The following is a 7623-nucleotide window of genomic DNA, read 5'->3' as shown; positions in this document are numbered from 1 at the left end:
TGCCTCAAAACACAACTTGCCAAGTTCTAATGAACAGAAAGTATTGTAGAGATATAAGAATCATATTCATTTGGGATGTGTAGTCGAGATTGACTGCATTCTAACCTCATAACTGTCTTGAAAGATAGAAAACAGGATTGCAGGAAGACATGACGGCTTTCAATATATCAGACTGACCTCATTACTTTTTTTTATTTATTCGTTCAAAGGTTCGGATTATGCTATGTTTCGTTTCATGGGCTAAAAAGGTCAGTGTTTAGCTGAAACAAGGTATTTGACTGAAAAAAACTACCCACAAGGTTGGAGGTTTTTCAGCAAACCAAAGGCTTGACCTTGTAAAGCTAAAATAAACACAGATTTACCTTTGCCCTTGAAAATGAAACAAATAGTGTATGACTTTTAAGAAAGAACTATAAAGAGGTAATGATATTAAGGAAAAAAGACTGATAGTGAGTTCGATGTTCCCTGATTTTTTAGATTTTAATGGAACAACACATCAAACTCCGAGACTAAATTCCGCAATTTCTCTTATTTATAAGAACAACAATAAGTTACAGAGCAAAAAAAATAGGACAAGTCTAACTTTTTAAGACTTGTCCCAAGATGTGAACCTGTTGGTACGGAACTCAAACTCTTTCTTGGAAAATTTATGATTATTGAACTAACTTAAAAGATTGTCTATATAAGCACAATTTGGATATAGAGAAACCAAAGCCTTAAAAGATACCGCACTTATTCCTTTACTGATGAACATGGCAATGACAATATTAAACAGGTCATTGAAGCCAATTACAGGCAGATCAAAGCGGACGTTGTGCATATTTTATAAAGCGAGATGGAGTGGATTAAGAATGTCCCCAATTTACGGCATTTGATACGGCAAAAGGTATATCAATGTCCAAGCATCTTAGCAAGACTTCCAAGCTGTTTTAGTTTTAGCCTCAACTCGTTAGACCACGGCAAACCGATACAAAGGCGCATACAATTTTGAAATTGATTTTGCAAAGTAAACATTCTGCCCGGAGCAATACCTATTTGTTTTTTAAGAGCATAATTGTATAGTTCTGTTGTGTCAATTTCTTTCGGAAATTCTACCCACAAGGCAAGCCCACCTTGTGGTCTGCTTATTTTAGTTCCTTGAGGGAAATAATCCGCAATGGCAAGTGCATAATGCTGATAGTTTTCCTGCAAAGTTTTGCGGAAATGACGGAGATGATTTTCATATCTTCCTGTCATCAGGAAATTGCCAACGGCTTCGTGGATTACAGAGGTAGCAGACAATGCGTGTACAAGTTTCAACTTTAATATTTGGTCTTTGTACCTGCCCGGAGCAATCCAACCTACACGATAGCCCGGGGCGAGTGTTTTAGATACAGAACCGCACCACAAAACATTTCCGTCTGTATCAAAGGATTTACAACATTTAGGACGTTCAGCACCGAAGTGAATATCCCCATAAGTATCATCCTCAATAAGCGGAATATTGTGCTTTGACAAAAGGGTTACCACAGCTTTTTTACTTTCAACGGGCATACAATATCCCAAAGGCGTGTTGAAATTAGGTACTAAAAGACAGACGTTTATTTTAGGCAATAATTTCTTCAGTGCATCAATATCTATTCCGGTAACAGGGTGTGTTGCAATTTCCAATACGTTTAAACCTAAACTAACAGCAAGTTGCAGAATGCCCGGATAACAGGGGCTTTCCAAGGCTATGGTGTCGCCCGGTTTGGTTAGTGCCATGAGACACAATGCCAAAGCATTCATACAACCATTCGTAGTTACCACATCACTTTCCTTTAAATGCCCTTCCCAAGCCAATGAACGAGCCGATATCATTCTGCGGAGTTTGACATTACCCGGTAAAGGTTCGTATTCTGTTCCACCTTCTTTCAGTTCCCTTGTGGCAAGCACAATTTCTTTTTTCAGTTTTGCCAATGGTAAAAGATTACCAGACGGTACGCCAATAGAAAAAAGCGTTAAATCGTTACGCCCCATAGTGGAATAAACACCGCTTATCAACTCATCGGGTTCTATATTATTAGCAAAAGGCAAGGGCTGACTTACTTCGGGTAATGGAAGTTTCAAATAATTCAACGGACTTACAAAATAACCCGATTGGGGTTTCGACTGCACAAGCGATTGGGCTTCCAATTCAAGAAAAATCCTTTTAGCAGTATTTACACTTATTCCGTGTTCTTTGCTTAATATTCTTACAGACGGCAAACGTTCTCCGGCTTTCAAAACACCTGTTTTGATTTTATTGGCAATATTACTCGCTATCTCATTATATAGAAAATCTTTCTTCACTTTGCAAATCTAACTGTGTCTATTGAAATAACAAAAACTGTGACTGTGTTTATTTGTGTCGAATACCGAATTTTGCATCAAAACAGTTTATCATGTCAGAATTGAGTATGAATAAAGTTAAAGAGAATACACCACAGGGTTGGTTAAACGGCTTTATAGGTGTGGTATTATTCAGCGGTTCGTTACCTGCAACGAGAGTAGCGGTTTTAGAATTTAACCCCGTTTTCCTGACGGTTGCCCGTGCTTCAATTGCAGGAATACTTGCCCTTATTGCCTTATTGCTCTTTAAAGAAAAACGCCCCAATCGAAAGCAGATTTTTCCTTTGGCTGTTGTAGCTCTTGGCGTTGTAGTTGGTTTTCCTTTATTAAGTGCTTTGGCATTAAAATACGTTACTTCGGCTCATTCCATTGTTTTTATAGGGATATTACCTGTGGCAACGGCTATATTTGGTATCATTCGTGGAGGCGAACGCCCACGACCAATATTTTGGATTTTTTCAATTATTGGTAGTGTTTTGGTCGTAGGATATGCGGTAGCACAAGGGCTTACAGCCTCGCCTGTGGGTGACATTCTAATGCTTGGGGCTGTCATCCTTTGTGGATTAGGTTATGCAGAGGGAGCAAAACTAACAAAGACGCTAGGTGGTTGGCAGGTTATATCTTGGTCTTTAGTGCTTTCCCTGCCTGTAATGTTGCCACTTACATTTATCTATATGCCGGCATCTTTTGAGGGCATTAGTACAGGGGCTTGGATTAGCTTGGCTTATGTTTCATTGTTCAGTATGTTCATTGCTTTCATTTTTTGGTATAAAGGTTTGGCACAGGGCGGAACAGCGACCGTAGGACAATTACAGTTGTTACAGCCGTTTTTTGGTTTGGCATTAGCCTCTTTTTTGCTTAACGAAAGAGTAAGTGCTGGAATGTTAGCGGTTACTGTCGGGGTAATCCTGTGTGTGGTAGGAACAAAGAAATTTTCAAGATAATTCCATAATGGTAGACAGTATGATTGAAATAATCTAACATCAAAATTTCAAAGAAAGTGAATCAATAAATATATAAATGAGACGTTACATACATTGGAAAAAACGATCTCCGAATTAGAGGTTGAAGCTGATTACTCCACACAACGGATAGAAGTAGTTATCCACCACATTCTTGAATGCCTGTCCAACGTAAAAGGGTATGTGCTAAAAGAGGGATTAAAGAACACTGATGAAGAAATCCGTTTTTTCAAATATCAGAAAACTGTCATTTTAATGGATTCTACAATAGTTACACAACCGACTTCGGAGGGTGTTTTTATCCATCTGCAAAGACAAGTAGTTTTGAGGCACAGAATGAATTTCGAGCATCTCAAAACATAACTTGCTATGTTCTGATGGACAGGAAATTTTCTTAGTCATTGAGATGGCTGTCAATTGAGCTTACTTGCGTTCAAGCCATACAACTTCGTTGATAAATAGAGAGCAAGATTACCGGAGGGAGTGACGGTTTTCAATATATCAACCTGACAACTTCTTTTTATTTATTCGGTAATGAGAGGTGGTGGTGCTTCGTCTCTCTATCACTACCTTTAATTGGTCATTTATTTATTCGTTCAAAGGTCGGAGTATGCTATGTTTCGTTTCATGGGCTAAAAAGGTCAGTGTTTAGCTGAAACAAGGTTTTGACCGAAAAATACTATCCGCAGCTTAGAGATTTTTTAGCAAACCGAAGGTTCGACATTGTAAAGCGTAAAAACACTGATTTACCTTTGGCATTGATAATGGAACGAATAGCATACCGATTTTTTTAATAAAAATTGTCAAATAGCTGATAAACAATGATATCAGAGAAGAACAAGTAAAAACGGGTTCGATGTTCCCTAAATTCCTGTCATTTTGCAGACACAACATCGAACCTCGAAGATAAATTCAAAGATTGCTCTTATTTATCTGAATAACAGCAAGTTACAGAGCAAAAAAAATGGGACAGGTCTTTCTTTTTTAGACTTGTCCCTATAGGTGAACCCACTGGTACAAAACTCGAACTATTTATTGGAAGATTTAAGGCGATTGAACCAATTGAAAGACACCTCTTATAAGTATGATCTAGATAAAAATAAAGTTAGCTCCGCTAAACCGAAAATTATCTTAAACACGGAAAAACGGAAATTGTAAAAAATGTCAATAAAGAAAGCTATACTCAAATTTAAAGCCGGTTTGTTTTATTTTGTAATTGCTAACCCTAGAACCCTTTAACAACATCACGGACATTTCCCCCAAAAACAACCTTACCATAAATGCTGGTACATTGGGCAGAAAACTCGTTTTTCCAAATAATTGGAGCAGTGTTTTAGAAAAATCATTCATCATAATGTGCTCGGAAGAAACAGCATTAAAAACCCCGCTGAGTTCATCTGTCTTCAAGATGAATTCATACAACCGGACTAAATCCCGGATATCAATCCAGGGTAAGTATTGCCTGCCATTTCCTAAAGATGTATTGATGCCCAACTTCGCCAAAGGTGCTAATTTTTGATACATACCACCATCTCTCCCAATGACAACGCCTTTTCTTAAAATCACGGTAGCAACACCCAAACTGTCAAATTGCAGTGCTGTTTTTTCCCATTTCCGGCAAACCGAAGCCAAAAAATCGCTGCCGTTATTGGATTTCTCTGTAAATATTTCATCCGTAGTAATCGCACCATAATAACCTACGGCGGAAGATGAAATGAAGATATCTATGCTAAAATTCCTTGTTTTAACATAGGTAAAAAGTAAATCTATTGCCTTGGTCCGGCTTTCGATTATTTCAACTTTCCTTTTTTCCGTCCAACGCTTTTCGGTAATGTTTGCGCCTGTTAGATTGATGATTTTCGAAACGCCCTCAAATGCTTTTTCGTCAATAAATCCTTTCTTTATATCCCATTCAAAATACCGAATGTTCTCTATGCTGCTGATTTTGTTCTTCCGTGTTAACACATTGACCATATAACCACAATTTACTAGGTGCTTTATCAATGCTTTTCCGACAAAACCTGTACCTCCGGCGATTAATATCTTTTTCATGAATTGATTTTTGAAAGCAGCTCCGGAAAGGCCTGTCTGAACCAGACCGTATAATGTGATGGATTATTTTTTATATCAGATAGAATTTCATCCGCATTGATCCACTTATAGTCCTGCACTTCCTCTTTGTTTATAACAGGACATTGGTCAGAATAACCAACAAAAACATAATCCAGCTCATGCTCTGTCAAATTGTTTTCAACCCGCTCATTGTATATAAATGAATAGACCAATCTTAAATCACATTTCAGTCCCATTTCATAGATTAACCGCTCCTCTGCACTTGAAGTAACGTCTTCTCCCCATTGCGGATGCGAACAACAGGTGTTTGTCCATAACCCTGCTCCGTGGTACTTGTGGTTTGCCCGCTGCTGTAAAAGCAATTCTCCTTTACCATTGAATATAAATACCGAAAATGCCCTGTGAAGATATCCTTGCACGTGTGCAGACAGCTTTTCCATTTCAGCAATGGCATTATCGTTTTCATCGACCAGTACTACATTATTTCTTTCCATTTTACTTTAATTAAAAAGTTATTGATTGTTTTTCCGCAAAGCTTCTCCATATACATTCAATGCTCTGTCTCTTGCGTAGCTGTGCTCTACTACCGGTTGGGGATAAGCATCTGTTCCAAATTCGGGTACCCACCTTCTAATATATTCCAACTTTTTGTCAAACCTATCCGTTTGAACAGTTGGATTAAAAATCCTGAAATAAGGTGCAGAATCGCAACCTGAACCCGATGTCCACTGCCAATTTCCATTGTTAGCGGACAAATCATAGTCATTCAACTTTTGAGCAAAATAAGCCTCGCCCCAACGCCAATCTATCAATAGATGTTTGCATAGGAAACTCGCTACAATCATCCGGACCCGATTGTGCATATATCCTGTTTCATTTAATTGTCGCATTCCGGCATCTACAATTGGGTAGCCTGTTTCTCCCCTGCACCATTTTTCAAACTCTTGCTCATCGTTTCGCCATTTGATGTTATCGTATTTCGCTTTGAAAGACTGAGTTACTACTTTCGGGAAATGATACAGAATCTGCATAAAAAACTCCCGCCAGATCAATTCATTCAGCCATGTTCGATTGTGGCTCATTGCAAAAGCTACGCATTTACGGATACTGATGGTACCAAATCTAAGAGCGATGCTCAGCACGGTTGTCCATTGCATTGCCGGATAATCCCTGAATTTGTCGTATTCATCAACGATGGTCGCATCTAATTCCGGCTTTTCAAAAGTGATGTCTGTTTTTTTAAAGCCGATCTCACTTAACGAATGGATTTCGGCAAAGTCTTGCCTGAAAAAGTTAGCGTAATCAGAATTATGCAACTTGTAATCTTTTGCTGTCAATAACTCTTTCCATTTTTTTGAATATGGGGTATAAACCGTATAGGGTGTACCGTCGTTTTTCATCACATCGTTTTTGTCAAAAATGACCTGATCTTTGAATGTCTTAAAAAGAACGTCCCGCTCGTTGAAAAACTGGTGAATCTCCTTATCTCGTTTAATGGCTTGCGGCTCATAATCACAATTGCAGAAAACACCCTGAATAGCATATCTTTCGGAAAGCATTTTAAAAATATCGGACGGGTTGCCATAAAATGTATTCAGCCTTGCGTCGAATTTATTCAATTCGTTATTTATTGCCAAAAGTACCTGATGGATGTAGTCAACCCTTCGGTCTTTTTTATCTTCTAATTTATTTAAGATGGTTTCGTCAAAAATAAAAACCGGTAACACGGGGAATTCATAAGCAAGGGCTTGATATAACCCTACATTATCTTCCAAACGCAGATCTCGGCGAAACCAAAAAATAGAGACTTTACTTTTCATTCAGAAATGGATTATCGTTCCTGTCGTGCTTTACCCAAATCAGTTTAGAAGTATCGTAGCCAATCCGTTGCGCAATTTTCAGATAGTTTGTTTTAACCTCATCCGGAATATCTTTTGTTCTTGATAAAATCCATAAATATTTCAAATTTTTTCCAGCGACCAACGCATATTGATAATTTTCGTCCAATGCAATTACATTGTATCCTGCATAAAAAGGGCCGAAGAAACTTACTTTTAATTTAGCGGTATATTTATCTTCCCTGAATTTTGCTAAGCCGACGGCTTTTTTCCATTTCTCTTTCTTATAGTTGTAACCGCTGTTCAACACAGTGACATTACCATCTTCGTTCAGGCTGTATTGGGCGGAAACATTGTCCAAATCCTTTTCAAAACGAAAATCAAAACGGGCAATTTCATAC

7 protein-coding genes are annotated in these 7623 nt (G+C 38.1%); 2 read left to right on the top strand and 5 right to left on the bottom strand.

Going from position 1 to position 7623, the window contains the following annotated elements:
* Positions 1-891: 891 nt before the first annotated feature.
* On the bottom strand, positions 892-2310 hold the full coding sequence (locus tag B4A24_RS02470) for a PLP-dependent aminotransferase family protein (RefSeq protein ID WP_094258356.1): 1419 nt from the start codon (positions 2308-2310) through the stop codon (positions 892-894).
* A gap of 92 nt (positions 2311-2402) precedes the next feature.
* Between B4A24_RS02470 and B4A24_RS02465 the strand changes: the two genes are divergently transcribed.
* Together B4A24_RS02465 and B4A24_RS02460 are read left to right on the top strand one after the other, a co-directional pair.
* Positions 2403-3293: a DMT family transporter gene (locus B4A24_RS02465; protein WP_229678257.1), complete on the top strand. Its 891-nt coding sequence runs from the start codon at positions 2403-2405 to the stop codon at positions 3291-3293.
* 93 nt (positions 3294-3386) lie between these two features.
* Positions 3387-3674 (top strand): hypothetical protein, encoded by a 288-nt coding sequence (locus tag B4A24_RS02460; protein WP_293942283.1) that lies wholly within the window; start codon positions 3387-3389, stop codon positions 3672-3674.
* Between the two features lie 801 nt (positions 3675-4475).
* Here B4A24_RS02460 and B4A24_RS02455 read toward each other — a convergent pair.
* The 4 genes from B4A24_RS02455 to B4A24_RS02440 form a co-directional block, all read right to left on the bottom strand.
* Positions 4476-5363, bottom strand: coding sequence for a TIGR01777 family oxidoreductase (locus B4A24_RS02455; protein ID WP_293942281.1), 888 nt, complete (start codon positions 5361-5363; stop codon positions 4476-4478).
* Entirely contained in the window at positions 5360-5878 is a 519-nt protein-coding gene (idi, locus tag B4A24_RS02450; RefSeq protein ID WP_182497700.1) for an isopentenyl-diphosphate Delta-isomerase, read from the bottom strand. Before idi ends, B4A24_RS02455 begins: the two co-directional genes overlap by 4 nt.
* A gap of 18 nt (positions 5879-5896) precedes the next feature.
* Positions 5897-7204 (bottom strand): cryptochrome/photolyase family protein, encoded by a 1308-nt coding sequence (locus tag B4A24_RS02445; protein ID WP_182497701.1) that lies wholly within the window; start codon positions 7202-7204, stop codon positions 5897-5899.
* A partial coding sequence (locus tag B4A24_RS02440; protein ID WP_293942272.1) for a lipocalin family protein occupies positions 7194-7623 on the bottom strand: 430 nt, incomplete at its 5' end. The genes B4A24_RS02445 and B4A24_RS02440, both read right to left, overlap by 11 nt.

Source organism: Sphingobacterium sp. UBA7249 (assembly GCF_002472835.1).
In the GTDB taxonomy this organism is placed as follows: domain Bacteria; phylum Bacteroidota; class Bacteroidia; order Sphingobacteriales; family Sphingobacteriaceae; genus Sphingobacterium; species Sphingobacterium prati.
The sequence above is the reverse complement of the archived record's forward strand: the minus strand, read 5'-3'. Positions and strand labels throughout refer to the sequence as shown.